This is a genomic window from Thioclava sp. FR2 (assembly GCF_051200875.1).
GTDB lineage: Bacteria > Pseudomonadota > Alphaproteobacteria > Rhodobacterales > Rhodobacteraceae > Pseudotabrizicola.
Window position 1 is genome coordinate 718,246 of record NZ_CP195191.1, and the last position, 20,588, is coordinate 738,833.

Here is a 20,588-nt window from a genome sequence, read left to right on the forward strand (position 1 = left end):
TCTGAAAATGGCAGGTATGAAAGGCCTTAAGAAACAGCGGAGAATACAGATCATTCTGTTGGCTTTCTTCGCCTTGGCCATTTCGACCGCCCTTATTGGCTATGCGATGAAAGACGGGATCAACTTTTTCCGTAGCCCAACACAGGTTTTCGAAACACCACCGGGTTCGGGAGAAGTCTTCCGTATTGGGGGGCTCGTTGAGGAAGGCAGCCTGGTCCGCGGGCAGGGCGAGACTGTGACGTTCCGGGTGACCGACACGAACCAAACTGTTCCGGTTACATTTACGGGAATTCTGCCTGATCTTTTCGCAGAAGGTCAGGGTATGGTTGGAACCGGTTCGATGCAGGAGGGTGTCTTTGTTGCGACAGAAATCCTCGCTAAACACGACGAAACTTACATGCCAAAGGAAGTTATCGACGCGTTGAAAGAGCAAGGCGTCTATAAAGACGGGGCTCCGGAAAGCTAAGGGCGAACGGCCAGTTCTTCTCACTTTAACTCGACCTATCCAACCTGCGATGCGGGGGAGCGTTCCTTTTCTTGGGGATGCGCATGAAGTCTGTGAAGGAAATTGCCGAAGAGATAGTCTCGCGAGAAGGAGGGTTCGTAAACGATCCAGACGACCCCGGAGGTGCGACGAAGTTTGGGGTCACGCTTCAGACCTTGCGGAGATTGGGCATCGACGTCACCCAGGATTCAAGGATCGATGTCAGTGATGTTCGGTCTTTGACGCGGGCAGATGCCGTTGCGATTTATATCGAGCACTATTTCCACCGACCGGGATTGGGAAATTTGCCAGAATCCATTCAGGCAAGCGTCTTTGATATGTATGTGAATGCAGGTCTGAACGCGGTGAAAGTACTGCAACGCCTGTGCACGAGCATGGGATTTCCTTGCGACCCCGATGGAATGGTTGGACCGGAAACCATTCGCGCAGTTCAAAATGCGTGTGACGCGGCGCCTCAACATCTCAACGACGCCTACGGTATTGCGAGGCGGAATTACTACTATGCGATCGCCGATGCTCGACCGCAAAGCCGCAAATACGCGAGGCGGCGCGACGGTGGAAAGGGTGGCTGGATCATCCGCGCCGAGGAGTTCATTTCACCAAAGTATCACTTGAGCGATTTGCAGCATCAACTGCGAGTGGCAACATGGGGATGATCGAACGCGTGGTTGGGGGCGGCGCTGTTGCAGCTTTGGGAACAGCCGCGAAGGGAGTTGCCGAAGTTTTTGTTCCGTCTGCGACCCGTCGAATGGAATTGTCTGCCGAGGCGCAGATGGCAGCACTTCAGCAATTGGGAGAGGAGTACGGACACCCGTCCTTTGGGCTTTTTGACAGGGTTGTGAATGGACTGAACCGGCTGCCGAGGCCGCTATTGGCTTTCGGAACGCTTGGATTGTTTGTATTCGCAATGGTAGAACCCGAAGCCTTTGCACATCGTATGGTCGGGTTGAACGCTGTTCCCGAACCACTTTGGTGGCTGCTGGGGGCAATCGTTGCTTTCTACTTCGGAGCTCGAGAAACCTTCTACTTTAGAGGCCGCGGCACCACTCAGTCACTTGTTGCAGGCGAAATTCAGCAGGATTCGAACGCTGCACTCGAGGAATGGCGTCTGGCACGTTGAGCCGAACTTGACCTGCCTTGCGCCCTCTGGCATGGCCTTGGGCGCAAGACAGGATTTGATCAGATGAACCTCTTCGCCGATATTCGCTCGCTCGTCATCGACGCACTCAACACACTTCAAGCTGAAGGGACTCTTCCCGCCGGACTTGATCTGTCAAATGTTGCTGTTGAACCACCGAGAGATTCAGCCCATGGCGACATGGCGACAAACGCAGCGATGGTTCTTTCGAAACCGGCCGGATTGCAGCCGCGTCTGATCGCGGAGGCTTTGACCAGCAAGTTGATGCAAGACCCGCGCATTGCCGTCGCTGATGTTGCGGGGCCGGGCTTCCTGAATATGCGTCTTGCAGATTCCGTCTGGCATGGATTGGTGCGCGCGGCGTTGTTCGCCGGCAAGGATTTCGGTCGCTCGGATATCGGAGCTGGCCAGAAAGTGAACGTCGAATTTGTCAGTGCCAATCCCACAGGCCCAATGCATGTTGGTCATGTGAGGGGCGCAGTTGTCGGCGACGCTCTTGCCAACCTGCTGGCATTCGCCGGTTGGACCGTTACGCGTGAATACTACATCAACGACGGTGGGGCACAGGTCGATGTGCTGGCACGTTCAGCCTACGAACGGTATCGTGAGGCGCATGGTTTGGAGCCCGAAATTCGAGAGGGGCTTTACCCGGGTGACTACTTGATCCCCGTCGGTGAGGCTTTGAAAGCCAAGTATGGTGACAGCCTGTTGGACAAGGGTGAACAGGTTTGGTTGGTTGAAGTTCGCGAATTCGCCACTGAGATGATGATGCAGATGATCCGTGAGGATCTGGATGCGTTGGGTGTTCGGATGGATGTCTATTCCAGCGAGAAGGCTCTTTACGGAACGGGCAAGATCGAAGCCGCAATCCAGCGGCTTCGGGATTTAGATCTGATCTATGATGGCATTCTTGAACCACCGAAAGGGAAAACACCGGAAGACTGGGAACCACGTGAGCAAACCTTATTCCGATCGACCTCCTACGGCGATGACGTTGATCGTCCGATCAAAAAGTCTGACGGAAGCTGGACGTACTTTGCGCCCGATATCGCTTATCACTATGACAAGGTGACGCGTAATTTCGATCAGTTGATCGACATTTTTGGCGCCGACCACGGTGGTTACGTCAAGCGGATGAAAGCGGCTGTAGCGGCCCTTTCGGAAAATCGCGTCCCGCTCGACATCAAGCTGATTCAGTTGGTGAAGCTTTTCAAGAACGGCGAACCCTTCAAGATGTCAAAGCGGGCAGGGACCTTTGTTACCCTGCGCGATGTCGTCGAAATGGCTGGGGCAGATGTAACGCGATTCATTATGCTGACGCGAAAGAACGACGTGGCCTTGGATTTCGACTTCGACAAAGTTTTGGAGCAGTCGAAAGACAATCCGGTATTTTACGTCCAATACGCCAATGCTCGGGTTAACTCCATTCTGCGGAAGGCGGCAGAGGCGGGCATTGATGTCTCAGATCATGCTTTGCAAGTCGCTGATTTGGCCAAGTTGGACCATGCGGCAGAAATTGCTGTTGCAAAGAAAATAGCGGAATGGCCCCGTTTGGTCGAGATTTCAGCCCGTACGAATGAACCGCACAGAGTCGCCTTCTACCTTTACGAACTGGCTTCTGATCTGCATGGGCTTTGGAACAGGGGTAATGATGAGACGTCGTTGCGCTTTATCCAAGAAGATGTCGCCACAAGTCAGGCAAAAATAGCGCTTGCTAGGGCCGTAGGCGTTGTTATTTGCGCAGGTCTTGGTATCTTGGGCGTGAAGCCAGTAGAGGAAATGCGCTGATCCAATAAGGCGCCCGCTGGCAAAGCAAACAAAGCTGCGGAGCAAATCCGCGCGATCGAGGCAGAGCATGGCGGATATCGACTTTGATGAATACGGGGGTATTCCCCGTTTTTCCGGGCAACAAGTTCGGCGTTTCGTGAATGTGGCTGGAGCTCTGTGTTCGTTGGGGCTTGTGATAGGCGTTGGTGTCTGGGGCTACAATTTGGCGGTTCGCGATGTCTCTGGCATTCCCGTCATTAAAGCCGCCAAGGGGCCAATGCGTGTTGCACCTGATAATCCTGGTGGCGAAATCGCAGATCATCAAGGGATGGCTGTGAACGTTGTGCCAGAGCTTCGGTCTTCGGAAGGGCTTCCATCTGAAATCATCCTCGCGCCGGCACCTGTAGAGTTGTCCGTCGAAGATTCTCCCGGGCTTACGGTGGCTGACCAAGGGTATGTGGAAGCAAAGGGCGATACAGCTGCCGAACTGCCATCAGCGGTTCCCTTGGAGGCAATGATATCAGAAGAGCAGGCATCGCCTTCGGTCAGTACAGAAGATGCAGTGGCGTTAGCATTGGCCGAAGCGTTGGGTCAGGATGTGGCGCCTCTTGCGGAGCTTGCGCCGGAAGTTGACGCGGTTGACGTTTCTGGCTCAGGCCCTGGAGTGATGCGTTCAGTGAGACCGCAGCGCCGCCCCGGAGCACAAGGCCTGTCTGCGATAGCAGAAGTATCTTCCACTGCAGCGCCGGTGTCTTCTGAGGTTGATCCGTCTACACTTGCTGTCGGAACACGGCTCGTTCAGCTTGGTGCCTTCGACAATGCGGATCAGGCTCGTGGAGAATGGAACAAACTGACTTCGCGTTTCGGTGATCTGATGAGTGGAAAATCGGTCGTGATCCAAGCGGCGGAGTCTGGCGGGCGCACGTTCTACCGTTTGCGGGCGCATGGATTTGACGGCGAAGATGATGCACGCAGGTTCTGTGCGGCACTGTTGGCAGAAGACGCGGCATGCATTCCGGTAGCGCATAGATGACTGGTTCTGGCACTGGTCAGCTTGCGGCAATTTTTGGTTGTGCAGGGATAGAACTGACATCGGACGAGCAGGCATTCTTCCGAGATACAGATCCGTTTGGCTTTATCCTTTTCGCACGCAACGTCGAAAGTCCCTTGCAGCTGCGCCGCTTGACGAATGATCTGCGAGATGCAGTGGGACGAGATGCGCCAATCTTGATTGACCAAGAAGGCGGACGGGTCCAGCGGTTGCGCGCGCCACATTGGCGCGAATGGAATCCCCCGTTGGAAATGGTCACGCGATCATCGTCACCGCTTCGGGCAATGTGGCTGAGGTCACGGATCATTGCCCATGAGTTGCGTGGGGTTGGTATCGACGCAAACTGCGCGCCTTGTGCGGATATTGCCGTTGAAGAAACCCACCCATTTCTGAAGAGCCGCTGCTATGGGTTTGATTCTGATACCGTTTTGCAAGTGTCCGAGGCTGTCGCCGACGGGCTGCTTTCTGGGGGCGTCTTGCCGGTGATCAAGCATCTACCTGGGCACGGAAGAGCAATGTCAGACTCTCATCTTAATCTTCCGACGGTTGCGGAGCCGATTGAAATCTTGCGTAAGACCGATTTTGTGCCCTTTCGGGGGCTTAATGACCTTCCGATGGCGATGACTGCACATATTGTCTTTTCGTCAATCGACGAGAATGCTCCGGCGACTCAAAGTCTGGAAATGATTAGGGTCATCCGTGAGGACATAGGGTTTTCTGGTCTGCTGATGACTGACGATTTGAACATGCAGGCGCTTTCCGGAAGTCTTGGCACAAGGACCGAAGCTGCAATGGCCGCAGGCTGCGACATTGCTTTGCACTGCAAAGGTGATCTGGATGAAATGCGCGCGGTCGCTGCCGCTTGCGGGGGCCAGTCGATAGATACCCGTTCCCGTGCTCGTGCCGCACTGTCAGCACGTCGCACCCCAGACCCGGTTGACATCGAAGCGTTGGAGGCTGAACTTCGTCACCTGATGGTCGATCGTGGCCGCGGTCCGATGGCGGAGGCAGATGTCTGAACCAATAGCCGATGATTGGGGTGAGGACCGTATGGCCCCGTCTGAACGGATGGCCGCCGAAGCGCTGATTGTCGATGTCGATGGGTTTGAAGGTCCTCTTGATCTTTTGCTGATGCTTAGTCGGACTCAGAAGGTGGACCTTAGGAAGATCTCGGTTCTGAATCTGGCGGAGCAATATCTTTCCTTCGTTCGAAAAGCTCAGGCGTTGCGAATAGAACTGGCAGCCGATTATCTGGTTATGGCTGCTTGGCTCGCCTTTTTGAAATCACGGCTTCTTTTGCCTCCAGAACCGGGTGAAGATGGTCCGAGTGCCGAAGAACTTGCTGCCCATCTCGCGTTTCAGCTTGAGCGACTTCAAGCGATGAGAGAGGCCGCAGCTCGGCTCATGGCCCGTGACCAGTTGGGGCGCGATTTCTTTTCCCGGGGTTTGCCAGAAGATGTCACGCGGCATCGCAAAATTGAATACACTGCGACACTGCTTGATCTTATGAGGGCTTACGCACGGATCAGGACAAAAGATGAGTTTCGTCCCTTTGTCATGGACCGTGACCATGTATTTACAATGGAACAGGCCTTGGATCGAATGCGCGGATTGATCGGCTATGTCGGGGAATGGGCCGATCTGACCAGCTTTCTGCCTGATGGATGGGATGTGAACCCCATGCGTCGGAGGTCCTCGACCGCGGCCCACTTTGCAGCAATTCTGGAAATGGCTAAGCGTGGGCAGGTGGAAGTGCGACAGGGGGATACATTTGCCCCAATCCAAATCCGGCGGAAGGAAAAATGACTGACGCTGCCGAACCGATCGAGAAAAGCCTATTTGAGGCGCCGCCCATGGGTGAGCAGGAAAGGATGGTCGAAGCGATCATCTTTGCGAGTACCGAGCCGGTGAGTGTTTCTGAACTAGAGGCGCGAATGCCGCATGGATGTGATCCGGCAGAAGCACTTGTACATCTTCGTAAACGGTATGAAGGCAGAGGGGTTCAACTCGTAAGAGTCGGTGATGCCTGGGCAATGCGAACGGCACCTGATCTTGGGCATCTGATGCGCAAGGAAACGGTTGAGCAACGAAAGCTTTCGCGGGCAGCTATCGAAACTTTGGCAATCGTTGCCTATCATCAACCCGTAACTCGTGCCGAGATCGAAGAAATCAGGGGCGTAGCTGTCAGCAGGGGGACAATTGATCAGTTGATTGAACTCGACTGGATCAGATTTGGCCGTAGGCGAATGACGCCTGGTCGGCCGGTCACCTTTGTCGTCACAGAGCATTTTCTTGACCATTTCGGGCTAGAATCGGCCCGGGATCTTCCTGGCATCAAGGAGCTTCGCTCGGCCGGACTGCTGGACAATCGGCCACCTCCCGGTGTGACCAAAGCCGGCGACGATGACGAGGACGAAGCGACGACCGGTCAAAGCGAACTCTTTGAGGACTGAAATGAATCTGAACCAGATCTTCGACATGGTATTGAGGATTTTCATCCGCAAAGGCGTGAACTGGGGAATAAATAAGGGCGTGGATATGGCCGCTCGGGGCAGAAAGTCGAGCACGAACGCTCAGGCCCAGCACCAGACGCAACAGGCTCGGGATCTGGCCAAACGGGCACGAAAGGCTGCGCGGATTACCCGTCGTTTGGGGCGTTAGCTCTTTAAGGTTCGAAGACTACCGTCAAAATCAACGAGTGTAATGCGTCGAACCGAAGGGGCGCGTTCCATAAGTGCGTTCAGATCAGCGATTGGCATAAAGACCGCGGCGGTTGATATGCCATCGGCTAATACGGCTTCTCTCGCTTCAACGCTAACCGTTGACCAGAGAGGGGAGGAGCCTGTTGGATTGATCAAATGTTGGAAGCCCGCGACCATCGTAGCTTGAGGTGAAGAAGTGGCGATCGCGATATTCGAAAGCTTATAGGTAGCGAGTTGCCCATGGGAGGGGTCGGCTACGCCAATTGTCCACGGTCCACCCAAGGCATACTGTTCTCCAAGATCAACCAAAGCCTTGGTATAGCCGTTGTCCAGAAGTAGGCGCTTCACGCAATCTGCTGCATAGCCTTGGGCAATTCCGTTAAAGGTCAGAGCGCATGTCGGCGGCAGAATCAGGCTTCCACTTGAAAGGCGCAAGTGACCCCAGCCAATGATTGGAGTTGAAATTTGCCCGGTTCGCTGTTGCCAAATTCCCTGAACTGTAGGATCAAAAATCCCGCCAGTCAGGGCGTGTATCGTTTCAATACGATCCAGCAGATCCAAAAACATCGGGCTGGGAGTCAAACTGCCCTCCCGGTTCAGCTTGGAGAGTGAAGAGGCCGGATCGTATAGGCTGAATTCGGCTTCGATTTTTTTGATCAATGCCGGAAGTTCAGACAGCACTGTCTTGCGGTCACCATTACCTGCGAGTTTTAGGCTGAGGTCCGCGCCGAACCCCTGACCTGACCAGTCTTGTCCAGCTTGGCTCGGACGTCCCATTACCGCTGTAGACGCTAAGATCTGAAGAAAGCGTCGTCTTTTCATTCTGCGGCCTCCAGTCGGGAACGTGATCGAGACGCAAGGATCAGGGGAACGCAACGCCGGTCGTCACTATAAATGGATACGCAATCAAGGCACTGAAAACATTCAGAATAATCAATACCTCCATTTTTGTTGATTGCTCCATAGCGACACCGAATGCGACAAAGCTGACAAGGGGAGCCGCATTCTTGCCGACGGGCTATCCAATCTCGCCCTCGCAAAAGCCCACCGATCGCCATCAGTGCACCCAGCGGGCAGACATACCGGCAAAAGCCCTTGAACATTACGGTGCCCAAAAGAAGCCAAAAGACGGCATAGGCCACGAACCACCACTCCCTTTGAAAGACTGTGGTGATTGCAGTTTTAAATGGCTCAAGCTCGGCTACATCATCAATGTGATCAGGGCTGAACACAGCCGTCGCGATCATGCCGAAAAGCAGAAAGTATTTAAGAAGCTTCAGCCTTCGGTCCCAAAGCATGCTTGGTTCCCATTCCGGAAGTCGCAGCCACCGCCCGAGATGATGCGCGAATTCCTGCATCGCGCCAAAGGGACAAAGCCAGCCACAAAACAGACCCCGCCCCCAAAGAATGAACCCGATGATCGTGGCAACCCAGACCAATAGTGAGAAGGGATCGTATAGAAGATAAGCGTAGTTCCCTGCATCAAGTGCCGTTCTTAGGGTCGCAAGCGGGGTAACAATGGACAACTGACCTTGCCCCCACCACCCAATGAAGATCAGGGTAATCAGGAGGAGCACCAATCGAATTGCAGTGAAATTGGGGCGATCCGCTAGCCAGTTTTGACCCGGACCCAGCAAGAACAAACCCGAGCCAAGCAAAACGGCAAGTAAAATCAGATCGCTTTTGCGATTGAGGACGGCCTCTTTCCAAGGTGCAAGCTTTTCGACGGCTTCTTGCCTTAGGAAAAATCGCTCCGGCGCGGAAGTCGTCATGGTGAAGTGCACCGAGCCGATTTCGGGTTGGAACATTCCGTGCTCCCGAACGACTTGAGCATGCAGTTGCCATTCACGGGTCGGGTCGAACCCCAGACGGCGGTCCGTTCGCAAAATCATTGCGGTTCCTTCCGGAACGTCGGACTTGAAGGAAAAGAGCAAGTCCGAGTCACGCAACTGGATGGGCAATCCATCCTGCTCGGCTGAGAGGCGGTCTGGCGCAGTATTGCGAACGAAATCGGGACTTACAAGGCCGTGACGGGCAAGATCTAGAACAAGAATTGGCTCGTCGTTTGTCGACACCATCAAAAAACGCTGCAAATCCTGAAAGCTCTCTTGGTCAAGCACAGCGCGCGCTACCGAGGGTGGACCCAGATCTAACACCCAAAGATCCAGAAAGAGTTCGTCAGGATAGTCGATCGCAATGGGGTCGTCCTTTGCCCAGACCGTGCCAGCGAATGCCTCGTCCACTTCCCTATTTGTGATCTTGATATTGCGGGCGATACCCTGATCGACAAGGTCTGCCCAGCTTAGGTTTTCATCCACTTCAGGATTTGGAAAGGCGGGCGGGGACGCACTGATCCCCTGCATCCTTTCTTTCGCAACTTGTAATGTGCCCGCCAATATTGATTCGTGTGCGATGCGTACTGACGCCGTCGCCTTCGTCACACCGTCGAGGTAAACAAGATCAGAGCCCGCGCCGCCTTCCCCATAGGGCGTTCCTACGACCAAGGGTTCATTGATCGAATGGCCCCGATATTGCTCAAAGAACTTATGAAAAGGCGCTTCGCCCAAGCCTGATACGAAGATCGGTTCATTGTGGCTGACCAAGCGAACGTCGATAAAGGCGCCCTGAAGATCCAGCATGACCAAGAGGTTGATCGGGGCACCAGAGAAGCCGGGCAGGGGCGCCATTTCACCCGTTTCGAACACAAAACCAGCTTCTGCACCGCCAGAATTCAAAAGGCTCCAGACGCCTTTTTCATTAAGCTGTTCGCCCAGGGCATAGGGAGGCACGACAAAGGGTTCGATTTTTTCGCGAGAAAGAGCCTCTGCACAAAGTTGCAGCGGCCAAAGCATACAAAATAACAAAGCCAAGATTGTGCGCATGATGTCGAATAGTAGAACCAATGACGCAAAGCGGGCCATCCGACCAAAGTGTGAGGGCGTAGCGGAGGCAATGGCGATAGGATCACGGCATGACCGGAAAAAAGCGAACATCCGACCCCATCATAGCAACCCTGTCAATATTGGGGTTCGTGCTTTTTTGGTCGGTCCTCGCCGAACTGCGTAGCGACCCAAGAATCTTGCCCGGCCCGTTTCTGGTGGCGAAAACGATTTGGGCTGAAGCGGTCACTGGGGCACTTTGGATGCATGTCGGGGCTACCTTGGTGCGCGTGTCTATTGCCTTTATCTTGGCGATGACAATTGGCACCGCTCTGGGCGTTTTATTGGGCAGATCCCGCATATTGGACCGTTGGGCAGATCCTTGGGTCGTGATCTTCCTGAACATCCCTGCCTTGGTCGTCATTGTCTTATGCTACCTATGGATCGGGCTGAATGAGACAGCCGCAATCACGGCTGTTACGCTGAACAAGGCAGCGATGGTTCTGGTGAATATGAGAGAAGGTGCGCGGGTCATGGATCCCCATCTCGAGGAAATGTCGCGTATCTATCGCTTCTCTCGACTGCAATGGGCCCAACATTTACTTCTGCCGCAACTCGCACCGTATCTTGCGGCGGCCGCCCGAAACGGATTGGCGGTCATCTGGAAGATTGTCCTAGTTGTCGAGTTTCTCGGACGCTCTTCCGGTGTGGGTTTCCAAATCCATCTGAAATTTCAGCTTTTCGACATTCCCGGCGTCATGGCCTACGCGTTCTCGTTCGTGGCCATCATGCTGGTTATCGACTATTTCGCTATTCAGCCCATGGAACGGCGATCAGCCTTGTGGCGTCTGAACGAACAGTAGGCGTCATCTGGCTGCAACAATCTTGTGCGAGCTAGTTTTGGTGCGCAATCTTCGTCAGCACTTATCTTGGGGGGCTTGCCAGTCCCGAAACGCCAGATATAGTTTTCGTTGATTGGGGTGGGGTTTCCCGCCTTGATGCCGCAAGGAATGGGTTGGGATGGGAGTCCTTTGACCAGATGGACGGCGATTTTAGAACAGGGTTCGTGCGCGATCCGGCCGCACTGAAACATTTCCCGGCATTGGTGCTGAATGCGGACTATAGACCGTTAAGTTACTACCCACTGAGCCTTTGGCCATGGCAAGAGGCGATAAAGGCGGCAGTACTTGATCGCGTACAGATCGTCGCCGAGTACGAAGAAACAGTTCGAAGCCAAAGAGCAGTGTTTCGCATACCGTCTGTCGTCGTTCTGAAAGAATTCGTAAGACCTCAAAAGCGCGTGGCCTTCACGCGCTTTAATCTTTTCTTGAGGGACGAGTTCTGCTGCCAGTATTGTGGCGCAAAAGGGGATCTGACCTTCGACCATGTTGTTCCACGTTCCCGGGGAGGGATAACCAGTTGGGAGAATGTTGTAGCGGCCTGCAGCCCCTGCAATTTGCGGAAAGGGTCAAAGACCCTAAAACAATCAGGCTTGCACTTGAACCGTATTCCGCGACGCCCAACAGCGGAAGAAATGCAGTCGCATGGTCGGAAATTCCCTCCAAACTTCCTGCATGACAGTTGGATGGACTATCTCTACTGGGATGCGGAACTGGACGCCTGACTTCGCCGCTGATTATGATTGGCCGGTTGCCGCAGTGTCGGTTACCTGGAAGGAAGTCGTGAATGTTTGTTGGCCTTGATGAAGCAGCATTGAAGCTGATTGTTGCCGTGTTTTGCGGCGCGCTTATCGGGTCCGAAAGGCAGGCACGAAACCGTATGGCCGGTTTGCGGACAAATGCGCTTGTCGCATTAGGTGCGGCCAGTTTTGTCGTGTTTTCCGGGCTTTATCCGAACGAAGTCAGCCCGACACGTGTTGCTGCGCAAATCGTTTCAGGTATCGGATTTCTTGGCGCCGGGATTATTTTCAGGGATGGTTTCAATATCCACGGCCTCAATACTGCGGCGACCCTTTGGTGTTCGGCCGGAGTTGGCATGATGGCGGGATCTGGCCACTGGCCTCATGCACTGTTGTTGACCAGTCTTGTCATTTTCATCAATCTCGGATTGCGGCCTTTGGTTCGGTGGATAAAGAAGAAAACGAAGGCAGGGGTTCCTGTCGGGCGTGCCTACCGTGTCATTGTCAGCTGCAAACCGGAATCGGAAGGCGACGTACGAAGCCTTATGCTTAGATCGCTTGCTTTAGGGGGGATCCATATCTCGGAGATTTCTGTTCGACCAAGTGAGGATGTTCACGGGCTGGATCTGTTGGCAACGGCTTCTGGAGATGGACAATCTGACGCCGTCGTCGAGCAAGTTATCCATCGTTTGGCGGCAGAAACAGGCCTGATCCGCGTCAGATGGGAAGTACTTGAAGAAGCCTGAGGTCAAAGGCTTCAAATCCATCCTATCGGAATGCTAGACTTTTGAAAACTGCGGGGCTAAAAAGGCCGCGTTAGCGCTAACGGCGCAGTGCAGCGAGGATTGAGCCATGGTTTCGCGTGTCATTCCAGTCGAAGTGTTTGACTTGGTGGTTTTTGGCGGCACGGGGGATCTTGCGCGCCGCAAAATTCTTCCGGGTCTCTATCGCCGCTTTCTTTCAGGACAGATGCCTGGCGACAGCAGGATCATCGGCGCCGCCCGTGCAGAGCATACCGATGAAGAATTCCGGTCGTTGGTCAAAGAGGCGATCTTGGAGTTTGTTCCTGAGAATCGGCAGGACCAGACCGCAATCGCGGACTTCATGAAACGCCTTCACTATGTTGCCATTGATGCAAAGGGTGAGGGCGGGTGGGCGAAGCTCAAGGAGGTGATGCGCACAGACGTGGTCAACGCCTTCTACTTCTCTGTCGCGCCAAGTTTGTTCGGAGATATCGCCCTTCGGTTGAAACAACATGGAATCGCAGATGACAATGCGCGTATCGTTGTCGAAAAGCCGTTCGGACGGGATCTTGCGTCGGCCAAAGCATTGAACGCCACATTGGCGAAGCATTTCAACGAAGGTCAAATCTACCGGATCGACCACTATCTTGGCAAAGAGACTGTTCAGAACTTAATGGCTGTACGTTTTGCCAACATCCTGTTCGAGCCTCTTTGGAAGTCCGAATACATTGACCATGTCCAGATAACCGTCGCCGAAACGGTAAGCGTGGAGGGCAGGGGCGCTTATTACGACAAATCTGGTGCCATGCGGGACATGGTTCAGAACCATATGATGCAGCTGCTTTGCCTCATTGCGATGGAACCGCCTTATCATTTTGACCCGGATGCAGTGCGGGATGAAAAGCTGAAGGTGATCCGAGCACTTGATCCGGTTCAACCGAACGACATTGTGCGCGGTCAGTATTTGTCCGGAGGCGGTCAAGGCGGTTATGTTGAGCATTCCGAGAACGAACAAAGCAAAACGGAAAGCTATATTGCTTTGAAGGCACATATCTCGAACTGGCGCTGGAAAGGCACGCCGTTCTACTTGCGCACCGGAAAGCGACTGCGGGCCCGCGCAAGCGAGATTGCGATTACTTTCCGTGAACCCCCACATTCCATCTTCGACGATGCAAAGGGCTGGCGGGAAAACGTCTTGGTCATCCGTCTTCAGCCGGATGAAGGGATGAACCTGATGGTGATGATCAAGGAGCCGGGACCGGGCGGCATGCGTTTGGCGCAAGTGCCTTTGGATATGACCTTTGCCGATGCGCTTGGCCCCGACGCCGAGGACGTTCCAGATGCGTATGAGCGGCTGATTATGGACGTGATCCGTGGTAACCAAACGCTATTCATGCGCGGTGATGAGGTCGAAGCCGCATGGGCATGGACAGACCCGATCATCGCTGGCTGGGAAGCCCGGGGAGACAAACCGCAGGGCTATGATCCCGGCTCGTCAGGCCCGGAAGACGCACTGATGCTTATGCACAGAGACGGTCGCCGTTGGAGGGATATTCGCTGATGGAGTTTCGTGAATATCCTGATGCCGACCTGATGTTTCTGTCTCTCGCCGACACAATCGCAAGCGAGTTGGGTGATTTTCTGCGTCGTGACGGGCGCGCTTCGTTTTGTGTTCCGGGAGGTACCACGCCCGGACCGATTTTCGACACTTTGTCAGGTGTTGATCTGCCATGGGAAAACGTGTCCGTTTTCCTGAATGACGAGCGTTGGGTTCCCGAGACAAGCCCCAGATCCAATACACGTCTGCTAAAAGATCGTTTGATCCGTGGCAAAGCTCAGAGCGCACAGCTCGTGCCGTTGTATGCAGGTGCAGAGACGCCAGAGGAACAGCTGGATGAATTGTCAGCAGGGCTGAAACCCCATCTGCCAATTTCGGTTCTGCTCTTGGGAATGGGAGCGGACATGCATACAGCAAGCTTGTTTCCGGGCGCGGACAAATTAGAAGATGCGCTATCGGATGATGCGCCAATTTTGATGGCGTTGCGTGCCGAGGCAGCCGGAGAGCCAAGGATCACGCTGACGGCTCCATATCTGAAATCAGCAATACGCACCCATGTGGTGATCCGTGGTCCTGAAAAGCGAAAGGCTTTGGAATCGGCCACAAAACTTACTCAGAGCGAGGCTCCAATAAAGGTCGTCCTCGATAATGCAACCGTGCACTGGGCAGAATGACATGCAGAACCGTTGGGACTCACTCAAAGATCATCATGCGGCAGTAGAAGGTCGCTCCATTCTTGGACTTTTCAACGATGCAGATCGCGCTGCACGTTTTTCGGTGTCTAAGGATGGCTTGCTGTTTGATTATTCTAAAACCAACATTGATGATCGAGGACGCGATCTTCTGATCGCCCTCGCGGCCGCGTCTGCCGTAGATGAAAAGCGCGACGCAATGTTTTCCGGTGCTAAGATCAATGAAACTGAAGGCCGGGCGGTATTGCACACAGCGTTACGGAACCTGTCTTCATCGGTAATCGTGGATGGCGCAGAGGTCATGCCTGAAGTCCGCGCAACATATGCGCGGATGCAAGACTTTGTTCGTCAGGTGCAAAGCGGTGCTTACTCTGGACAAGGTGGTAAAATCACCGATGTCTTGAACATCGGGATTGGGGGGTCGGATCTGGGCCCGGCAATGGCCGCTATCGCACTATCTCCCTATGCGATCGGTCCGCGTGTCCATTTTGTCTCGAACGTCGATGGTGCGCATATCGCCGATGTCCTCTCGGGACTTAATCCTGATACCACTTTGGTGATCGTGGCGTCGAAAACGTTCACGACCATTGAAACCATGACGAATGCCGAAACGGCAAAGCGCTGGATGTCAGTCAAAGTGTCTGATCCTGCCTCACAGTTTGCAGCAGTATCCACTGCAGCAGATAAAACCAAAGCCTTTGGAATTGCTCCCGAACGTGTTTTTGGTTTTGAAGACTGGGTTGGCGGGCGCTATTCCATGTGGGGACCAATAGGCCTGTCACTCATGCTGTCCATCGGCCCCGACCATTTTGCCGAATTCCTCCGCGGCGGGGCGGCGATGGATGACCATTTCAGGTCAGCCCCCTTTGACCAAAACATTCCGGTCTTGTTGGCTTTGGTGGGTATTTGGCACAACCAAATCTGTGGACATGCGACGCGTGCAGTTCTGCCCTATGACCAACGTCTTTTGCGTCTGCCCGCCTATCTGCAGCAACTTGAGATGGAGTCGAATGGCAAACGCGTTGATATGGCCGGAAACGATTTGCCTTATCACTCTGGACCAGTGGTTTGGGGTGAGCCGGGGACAAACGGTCAGCATGCCTTTTATCAGCTGATCCATCAGGGTACGCGTGTTGTCCCCTGTGAGTTCCTTGTCGCGCGGACGGGTCACGAAAAAGAACTCCAGCATCAGCATGTCCTGCTTGTCTCGAATTGCCTGGCACAGTCCGAGGCGCTGATGCGTGGGCGCTCTTTGGCGGAAGCGACGGCAATCCTGGCAAAGAAGGGGGTGACCGGCGCAGAGTTAGAGCGGCAGGCACGGCATCGCGTTTTCCCGGGCAATCGCCCGTCGACGACGCTTGCCTATGAAACGCTGACGCCGTTTGTTCTGGGACAGATCATCGCGCTATATGAACATCGCGTGTTTGTCGAAGGCGTGATCCTTGGGATCAATTCCTACGATCAGTGGGGCGTTGAACTTGGCAAAGAGCTTGCGCTGGCGCTTCAACCAGTACTGGAAGGCAAAGCAGCGGCCGACGACAAAGATGGATCAACCCAACTCTTGGCAAAATGGTTCAAAGGCTAGTTTTTAGAAGCTCGGTCCGGATCGGGGCTATTGCATTTCGTAGCATAAGGTCGGGGGAGACATTCATCTCGGCCTTTAGCTGCCGCGCGATCTGATGTGCTTTCTCACGCATGGCGGCGTCGTGGTAAGTCTCCATGATGATTGTGACAAGATTTCTTTCCTCGCGTTCGCGAGGATGAACAACGCGTGCGACTCCTTGATCTGCTGCGCGCTGAGCGTGGAACAACTGCTCACGATGCTGAAAAAGACAAACTTGAGGCAGGCCTGCGTAAAGCCCCAAACACAATATGCCATGTTGTCCAGCATTCAATAAAATGCGGGACCTTTCGGCGATCTTCGAAACCGGGACTGGCCTATCCTCGAGGATCATTCCGCTCTGGATAAGCCTTTCAGCGACGCCGGGCGGCGGAGCGGGAAGATATCCACGTCTGGGAAGTGGCAGGTTTGCAAGAGCCTCCACCACGCCCGGATCGTTGAATTCTATCGTGGAAAAATAGACAAATACCTCTTCGCCGCCTTGTGCCAACACGGGACTGATATCTGTCACTGGAGGAAGATAAGTCGCGTTTTCGCGAACTTCTTCGTAGGGGTCAAGAAACGGCAAGGTGCGAACCAGTTGCAGATCCGCGCGATACAGTTCTGGGAATGACGCCAGCCGCGGCATCCCAATCTCGTCTGCGACTGTATTCAGATTTTCAACCAGCACTTTCTCATCATGCAGCCTTATAGTGGCGTCTTGGGAAAGGACTGGAAACTCAAGCATGTTCGGAGGCGGAAGGCCGTAGCCAGTACCTGTCGCGATTGACTTGATTCCCAATGACCGTGCTGCAAACATGGCCAAAGGGGCGTAGTCGGCCAGTACAAGTTTCACATCACGACTGGAAAGTACCAATCGCCACCAAGCGACAATCTCGCGGATCCGGCTGACTGAGGAAAAGCCGCTGTCGCCTAGAAACTCTCCCCACGTCGCTGTCGGAATCCTTTCTGGCCCAAGCCGTCTAGAACTATCATAGCTCAGCATGGGACCGTCAAAGATATCGGCTCGTAGAGCCGCCAATTCTGATTGGTGTTCCCGACGGGCAAGCGCGGCATCAAAGACGAATCCGTCCTCAAATGCGTTAGCTAGTCTGGCCAAAGTCACAAGATGGCCCCGCCCGGCACCAAACTCATTGGCGAGTAGGATACGCGGCGGGGCTCCTGGCATTCACTAAGCCCCGTAGCAAGGACCGCAACTGCAACCCGTGTCAACGGGAGGTGGTGGGGGCGGAGGCGGCGGAGGAGGCGTAACGACGACCGGCGCAACTGTGGGGGCCGGGCCGTCCTGAAGCGCCGCGGTCGAGCATTGTGAATAGCGCAACGAGGCTTCGGGTAGTCCAAGTTGCCGCGCAATGAATTTCAGGGCGGCATCATTGTTATAGGCTACCCGCCGTGTCAGCTTCCCTTCTCCGACTTTGAAGGTATGTAGTTTACCGTCATGTCGAACGAGCAGAGCCGGCTTGTAGGTCTGATTTTCAAGAATATTGCATTGGACGACATCAATTTCTGCCGCTTCCACAAGGGAAGTCGTGCTTAATAAGACAGAAATCGACAGGACCTTTAAAGTCGTTTTCGGTTTCATAATCGAATCTCCTAAAGCGGTTGACGAAATTAAAATTTCGCCGGCCGGAAAACAGCAGAAATAAAACACCTGCTATATTTGGAAGTTAACACGGTTTCTGAAACTGAAATAGCCGATTCAGGTGTATTGGCGGGGCAGGATTCCTTACCTGCCCCGCTTTAAGGTCAGCGCAATGCAGCAGTCACGATAACCTCGACGCGGTATTCGGGGGCCGCAAGTTTTGCTTCGCCCGTAGCGCGTGCTGGTGTGTGGCCCTGAGGCACCCAAGCGTCCCAAACGGAATTCATTTCAGCAAAATCCGCGATGTCGGCTAGCCAAATTTGGGCCGACAGGATTCTGGACTTGTCCGTGCCGGCTTCGGCCAAAATGCGATCGACTTCCGCCAGACAGGTGCGGGTCTGATCAGCAACAGAGTCACCCGGGTTTCCAACTTGGCCGGCAAGCCAGACGATCCCGTTAAAGCAGACGCCTTCGCTCATGCGTGCGCCAATGCCAATGCGTTTGATATCCGTGGTCATGGAATTCCCCTTTTGCCAACACTGATTGCCTAGCGAGGCAGATCAGCAAAGGGAAGGGGTTACTTGACCGGATTGCAGGTGAAGCTATCACCGGAAGCCGGAGAGAACCAAGCAAGGGTTCCATCAGCGTTAACGGCCACCGAAAGCTGATAGTCGTCCGCAAATGTCAGAATGTACCCAGAACTATCTGAGGCAACATCTGTGATCTGCATGTTGTCAGAGCCATTGTTATAGATCTCAGACGTAAAACTGAAAATCGCAACGCCACAATCCCAAGTGCCTTCAAAGGGATAACCTTCGGCAATGGCCGGGGTTGAAAGCGCTAGAAACGCGATTGATGTAAGAAAAGCACGCACCGTTTTCACCTCAGATGCGGATGGAGCGGGTGAAGGGAATCGAACCCTCGTCATCAGCTTGGGAAGCTGCGGCTCTACCATTGAGCTACACCCGCGTGAACCCTGAGGTATGTTACGGCAGGTCCGCCGTCAAGAGCGTGCCCCGCCGGATTCTTCAAGGAAGCGTAAGCGCCAGTTCAACACGTTCGCCCGCCGATACGGTAAAGTTCTGCTCTGCCTTTGCTCCCTCTCTGTCGGCAGTTGCAATGTAATCTCCCGCGGGAAGTGTTACCTGCAGGGGGCCATAGCTGTACGCAATCAGCTTTCGTTCGCCATTGATGTCCGTTTTGGCTGATCTCACCTCTAGATAGGCGCCTTCGACCAGATCAATCGCCGCCACACCTGCATTAAGCACCAGTTTAAGTTCTGTTTGCTCTGCTGCCTTTACGGTGAATGGCATCTCAACAGAGGCCTCTCCCAATTTGCTTAGGGCAATGTAGTCGCCAGGTACGAGGTCGAATACCGCTTCGGAACCGTAGTTGTAGACCACTGAAGTTCTGGTCCCATCTACTGCCGTCTGTGCTGCAAAGATTTCGTAGTAGGGGTCGCCAGATTCGACGCGAAGATCTGGCGTGTACCATGAGGTCAACTTTGCCACACCAATCCCCATAACCATGCGTTTTTCAGAAATTCCGCCAGGTTCAATAACAACAGCTTCGTTGACTTCGGCAGTCCCGAGCCGCGCCTTTAAGGCATATTCCCCGGCAGGAAGAACAACGCGTCCTTTTGCATAACCGTAGACGGTGACGTCCTCAGGTCCACGCACCTCCCAATACCCTTCTGGATCTACGTCGCCGCCTTGTTCGGCGAGCACAGCAACGTCAAGAATACCTGCATCAAGGACAACTTCGATCGTGGTCATACCCTCGGCCGCGACGGTGACCGGAACTGTCGCTTGGGCCTTTCCCAGTTTTGCCGTCAGGGAATAGTCGCCGGCCGGAAGTGTCCCAAGGCTCTTTCCATAGATCGTATAAACGTCTCCTGTCGGAGCCCCCGCAGCGTCAACTGGAGTCAAATCGAAATAGGCGTCAGATACGATTTCGGGCTCTTCTCCTCCGGCAACCAAGCGCAGGACTGGATCCACGTTTTCGAGCAGTTCCGGTGCCGGTTCGGGTTCAACAACCGGTTCTGGGCTTGGTTCCGCCGTGGGCGCTGCAGCGACAGTCGTTTTTAAGGCTTCGACCAAAGCGGTGGCGTCCTTGGCCTCAATGTATTTCCCGCCAGTGTTCTCTGCCAGGCAGGCCACCTGTTTGCCTTCATCCTCTGTCAGACCAAAGCCAACAACGTGCGCAGTAAAATCTACGCCCGAAGCTTCCAGTTCGTTCCCCAAGGCACATGGATCAGCATTGCAGGTCTCAATGCCGTCCGTAATGAGGATGACCGTGGCTTTTTCCTCTGTTGCGCGAAGTTCAATTGCAGCACGCCTAACAGCTTCCGAAAGGGGGGTCTTTCCCAAGAATTTCATGCGGTTCGCCGCTTCAGAAATGGCTGCCGCTGATTCTGTCGACGGTGGAACGATCAGCTCGATATCCTCGCAAGACCCTTTCTCTCTGTGTCCATACGCCATCAAGCCAAGTTCGGACTCGGCCGGAATGCCTTGCAAAACCTGACCCAAAGCTTCGCGCGCAATCTCCAACTTTGGACGGCCGTCAATCTGCCCCCACATCGAGCCGGAAGCATCAAGCACAATTATTGATCGGTCTTCGGCAAGAACTGGGTTTGCTATCAATGCTAGCGAAAGGAAAGCAAAGACCCTCTGGATAGAGATGGACATGAAAGGCTCCTTGAAAATCTTATC

General features: G+C 54.1%; 21 protein-coding genes and 1 tRNA gene. 14 read left to right on the plus strand and 8 right to left on the minus strand.

What is annotated here, in order from left to right:
* Window positions 1-16: 16 nt before the first annotated feature.
* The 8 genes from ccmE to scpB all read left to right on the plus strand — a co-directional run bounded on the left by ccmE (window position 17) and on the right by scpB (window position 6,914).
* Window positions 17-466 (plus strand): cytochrome c maturation protein CcmE, encoded by a 450-nt coding sequence (gene ccmE / locus ACSBLW_RS03450; RefSeq protein WP_435260035.1) that lies wholly within the window; start codon window positions 17-19, stop codon window positions 464-466.
* An 83-nt stretch (window positions 467-549) separates the two neighbouring features.
* Complete coding sequence (locus ACSBLW_RS03455) at window positions 550-1,161, plus strand: holin-associated N-acetylmuramidase (RefSeq protein WP_435258840.1); 612 nt, start codon at window positions 550-552, stop codon at window positions 1,159-1,161.
* Window positions 1,152-1,625 (plus strand): holin family protein, encoded by a 474-nt coding sequence (locus ACSBLW_RS03460; protein ID WP_435258841.1) that lies wholly within the window; start codon window positions 1,152-1,154, stop codon window positions 1,623-1,625. The genes ACSBLW_RS03455 and ACSBLW_RS03460 overlap by 10 nt, the downstream gene beginning before the upstream one ends.
* Before the next feature lie 63 nt (window positions 1,626-1,688).
* Window positions 1,689-3,431: an arginine--tRNA ligase gene (gene argS, locus ACSBLW_RS03465; RefSeq protein ID WP_435258842.1), complete on the plus strand. Its 1,743-nt coding sequence runs from the start codon at window positions 1,689-1,691 to the stop codon at window positions 3,429-3,431.
* Window positions 3,432-3,498: 67 nt separating this feature from the next.
* A complete protein-coding gene (locus ACSBLW_RS03470) occupies window positions 3,499-4,443 on the plus strand; it encodes an SPOR domain-containing protein (protein ID WP_435258843.1) in 945 nt (314 codons plus the stop codon).
* Window positions 4,440-5,480: a glycoside hydrolase family 3 N-terminal domain-containing protein gene (locus ACSBLW_RS03475; protein WP_435258844.1), complete on the plus strand. Its 1,041-nt coding sequence runs from the start codon at window positions 4,440-4,442 to the stop codon at window positions 5,478-5,480. Before ACSBLW_RS03470 ends, ACSBLW_RS03475 begins: the two co-directional genes overlap by 4 nt.
* Window positions 5,473-6,267 (plus strand): segregation and condensation protein A, encoded by a 795-nt coding sequence (locus ACSBLW_RS03480; protein WP_435258845.1) that lies wholly within the window; start codon window positions 5,473-5,475, stop codon window positions 6,265-6,267. Before ACSBLW_RS03475 ends, ACSBLW_RS03480 begins: the two co-directional genes overlap by 8 nt.
* The gene (gene scpB / locus ACSBLW_RS03485) at window positions 6,264-6,914 is read left to right on the plus strand and encodes an SMC-Scp complex subunit ScpB (protein WP_435258846.1); all 651 of its coding nucleotides are present in this window, start codon (window positions 6,264-6,266) and stop codon (window positions 6,912-6,914) included. Before ACSBLW_RS03480 ends, scpB begins: the two co-directional genes overlap by 4 nt.
* A gap of 204 nt (window positions 6,915-7,118) precedes the next feature.
* Here the strand turns inward: scpB and ACSBLW_RS03490 are convergent, their stop codons facing one another.
* Together ACSBLW_RS03490 and ACSBLW_RS03495 are read right to left on the minus strand one after the other, a co-directional pair.
* Window positions 7,119-7,985, minus strand: coding sequence for an FAD:protein FMN transferase (locus ACSBLW_RS03490; protein ID WP_435258847.1), 867 nt, complete (start codon window positions 7,983-7,985; stop codon window positions 7,119-7,121).
* Window positions 7,982-10,084, minus strand: coding sequence for a 4Fe-4S binding protein (locus ACSBLW_RS03495; protein ID WP_435258848.1), 2,103 nt, complete (start codon window positions 10,082-10,084; stop codon window positions 7,982-7,984). Before ACSBLW_RS03495 ends, ACSBLW_RS03490 begins: the two co-directional genes overlap by 4 nt.
* A gap of 50 nt (window positions 10,085-10,134) precedes the next feature.
* Here ACSBLW_RS03495 and ACSBLW_RS03500 point away from each other — a divergent pair, with 50 nt between their 5' ends.
* From ACSBLW_RS03500 to pgi, 6 genes are all read left to right on the plus strand, one after another.
* Window positions 10,135-10,905 (plus strand): ABC transporter permease, encoded by a 771-nt coding sequence (locus ACSBLW_RS03500; RefSeq protein WP_435258849.1) that lies wholly within the window; start codon window positions 10,135-10,137, stop codon window positions 10,903-10,905.
* A 176-nt stretch (window positions 10,906-11,081) separates the two neighbouring features.
* On the plus strand, window positions 11,082-11,666 hold the full coding sequence (locus ACSBLW_RS03505) for an HNH endonuclease (protein WP_435258850.1): 585 nt from the start codon (window positions 11,082-11,084) through the stop codon (window positions 11,664-11,666).
* A gap of 62 nt (window positions 11,667-11,728) precedes the next feature.
* Window positions 11,729-12,427: an MgtC/SapB family protein gene (locus tag ACSBLW_RS03510; protein WP_435258851.1), complete on the plus strand. Its 699-nt coding sequence runs from the start codon at window positions 11,729-11,731 to the stop codon at window positions 12,425-12,427.
* 106 nt (window positions 12,428-12,533) lie between these two features.
* A complete protein-coding gene (gene zwf, locus ACSBLW_RS03515) occupies window positions 12,534-13,985 on the plus strand; it encodes a glucose-6-phosphate dehydrogenase (protein ID WP_435258852.1) in 1,452 nt (483 codons plus the stop codon).
* Window positions 13,985-14,656 (plus strand): 6-phosphogluconolactonase, encoded by a 672-nt coding sequence (pgl, locus tag ACSBLW_RS03520; RefSeq protein WP_435258853.1) that lies wholly within the window; start codon window positions 13,985-13,987, stop codon window positions 14,654-14,656. The genes zwf and pgl overlap by 1 nt, the downstream gene beginning before the upstream one ends.
* 1 nt (window position 14,657) lies before the next feature.
* Window positions 14,658-16,259 (plus strand): glucose-6-phosphate isomerase, encoded by a 1,602-nt coding sequence (pgi, locus tag ACSBLW_RS03525; RefSeq protein WP_435258854.1) that lies wholly within the window; start codon window positions 14,658-14,660, stop codon window positions 16,257-16,259.
* On the opposite strand, the gene ACSBLW_RS03530 is transcribed toward pgi, so the two are convergent.
* From ACSBLW_RS03530 to ACSBLW_RS03555, 6 genes are all read right to left on the minus strand, one after another.
* A complete protein-coding gene (locus tag ACSBLW_RS03530) occupies window positions 16,249-17,280 on the minus strand; it encodes a glycosyltransferase (protein ID WP_435258855.1) in 1,032 nt (343 codons plus the stop codon). The two genes, pgi and ACSBLW_RS03530, sit on opposite strands and share 11 nt — an antisense overlap.
* Before the next feature lie 186 nt (window positions 17,281-17,466).
* Complete coding sequence (locus ACSBLW_RS03535; RefSeq protein ID WP_435258856.1) at window positions 17,467-17,877, minus strand: hypothetical protein; 411 nt, start codon at window positions 17,875-17,877, stop codon at window positions 17,467-17,469.
* Window positions 17,878-18,041: 164 nt separating this feature from the next.
* Window positions 18,042-18,395, minus strand: a complete 354-nt coding sequence (locus tag ACSBLW_RS03540) for a RidA family protein (protein WP_435258857.1) — start codon at window positions 18,393-18,395, stop codon at window positions 18,042-18,044.
* A 59-nt stretch (window positions 18,396-18,454) separates the two neighbouring features.
* Window positions 18,455-18,751, minus strand: coding sequence for a hypothetical protein (locus ACSBLW_RS03545; RefSeq protein WP_435258858.1), 297 nt, complete (start codon window positions 18,749-18,751; stop codon window positions 18,455-18,457).
* 21 nt (window positions 18,752-18,772) lie between these two features.
* Window positions 18,773-18,846, minus strand: a tRNA-Gly gene (locus ACSBLW_RS03550).
* Between the two features lie 59 nt (window positions 18,847-18,905).
* The gene (locus ACSBLW_RS03555) at window positions 18,906-20,564 is read right to left on the minus strand and encodes a vWA domain-containing protein (RefSeq protein WP_435258859.1); all 1,659 of its coding nucleotides are present in this window, start codon (window positions 20,562-20,564) and stop codon (window positions 18,906-18,908) included.
* Window positions 20,565-20,588: the final 24 nt, after the last annotated feature.

Excerpts from the sequence above, each read along its gene's own strand:
- ccmE (WP_435260035.1), top strand. The coding sequence starts at position 17 with ATGAAAGGCCTTAAGAAACAGCGGAGAATACAGATCATTCTGTTGGCT.
- ACSBLW_RS03455 (WP_435258840.1), top strand. The coding sequence starts at position 550 with ATGAAGTCTGTGAAGGAAATTGCCGAAGAGATAGTCTCGCGAGAAGGA.
- ACSBLW_RS03460 (WP_435258841.1), top strand. The coding sequence starts at position 1,152 with ATGGGGATGATCGAACGCGTGGTTGGGGGCGGCGCTGTTGCAGCTTTG.
- argS (WP_435258842.1), top strand. The coding sequence starts at position 1,689 with ATGAACCTCTTCGCCGATATTCGCTCGCTCGTCATCGACGCACTCAAC.
- ACSBLW_RS03470 (WP_435258843.1), top strand. The coding sequence starts at position 3,499 with ATGGCGGATATCGACTTTGATGAATACGGGGGTATTCCCCGTTTTTCC.
- ACSBLW_RS03475 (WP_435258844.1), top strand. The coding sequence starts at position 4,440 with ATGACTGGTTCTGGCACTGGTCAGCTTGCGGCAATTTTTGGTTGTGCA.
- ACSBLW_RS03480 (WP_435258845.1), top strand. The coding sequence starts at position 5,473 with ATGTCTGAACCAATAGCCGATGATTGGGGTGAGGACCGTATGGCCCCG.
- scpB (WP_435258846.1), top strand. The coding sequence starts at position 6,264 with ATGACTGACGCTGCCGAACCGATCGAGAAAAGCCTATTTGAGGCGCCG.
- ACSBLW_RS03490 (WP_435258847.1), bottom strand. The coding sequence starts at position 7,985 with ATGAAAAGACGACGCTTTCTTCAGATCTTAGCGTCTACAGCGGTAATG.
- ACSBLW_RS03495 (WP_435258848.1), bottom strand. The coding sequence starts at position 10,084 with ATGGCCCGCTTTGCGTCATTGGTTCTACTATTCGACATCATGCGCACA.
- ACSBLW_RS03500 (WP_435258849.1), top strand. The coding sequence starts at position 10,135 with ATGACCGGAAAAAAGCGAACATCCGACCCCATCATAGCAACCCTGTCA.
- ACSBLW_RS03505 (WP_435258850.1), top strand. The coding sequence starts at position 11,082 with ATGGACGGCGATTTTAGAACAGGGTTCGTGCGCGATCCGGCCGCACTG.
- ACSBLW_RS03510 (WP_435258851.1), top strand. The coding sequence starts at position 11,729 with ATGTTTGTTGGCCTTGATGAAGCAGCATTGAAGCTGATTGTTGCCGTG.
- zwf (WP_435258852.1), top strand. The coding sequence starts at position 12,534 with ATGGTTTCGCGTGTCATTCCAGTCGAAGTGTTTGACTTGGTGGTTTTT.
- pgl (WP_435258853.1), top strand. The coding sequence starts at position 13,985 with ATGGAGTTTCGTGAATATCCTGATGCCGACCTGATGTTTCTGTCTCTC.
- pgi (WP_435258854.1), top strand. The coding sequence starts at position 14,658 with ATGCAGAACCGTTGGGACTCACTCAAAGATCATCATGCGGCAGTAGAA.
- ACSBLW_RS03530 (WP_435258855.1), bottom strand. The coding sequence starts at position 17,280 with ATGCTGAGCTATGATAGTTCTAGACGGCTTGGGCCAGAAAGGATTCCG.
- ACSBLW_RS03535 (WP_435258856.1), bottom strand. The coding sequence starts at position 17,877 with ATGAAACCGAAAACGACTTTAAAGGTCCTGTCGATTTCTGTCTTATTA.
- ACSBLW_RS03540 (WP_435258857.1), bottom strand. The coding sequence starts at position 18,395 with ATGACCACGGATATCAAACGCATTGGCATTGGCGCACGCATGAGCGAA.
- ACSBLW_RS03555 (WP_435258859.1), bottom strand. The coding sequence starts at position 20,564 with ATGTCCATCTCTATCCAGAGGGTCTTTGCTTTCCTTTCGCTAGCATTG.